1 protein-coding gene is annotated in these 217 nt (G+C 44.2%); it reads left to right on the top strand.

Annotated elements, in window-relative coordinates:
- The coding region (locus tag NOU10_RS09380) for a hypothetical protein (RefSeq protein WP_255906669.1) at positions 1-217 on the top strand (217 nt) is incomplete at both ends.

Here is a 217-nt window from a genome sequence, read left to right as displayed (position 1 = left end):
GTGGGTGACAATGGAGATACCACAATTACCTACCCAGACAAGTCAGTCGACACTATCACAGGTGACAAGCTGGTTGAAGAAAAGACTAGTTCTGAAAAGCTGGACCCAACGGTTAAAGCCAAGACCAAGGTTGATGATAAAACGAAGCTGACTGATGACGAAAAGAAAGAAGTCGAAGACAACATTCGTGATAACAACCCTGGCTTACCAGAAGGAA

The organism is Ligilactobacillus sp. MP3 (assembly GCF_024436335.1).
In the GTDB taxonomy this organism is placed as follows: domain Bacteria; phylum Bacillota; class Bacilli; order Lactobacillales; family Lactobacillaceae; genus Ligilactobacillus; species Ligilactobacillus salivarius.
The sequence above is the reverse complement of the archived record's forward strand: the minus strand, read 5'-3'. Positions and strand labels throughout refer to the sequence as shown.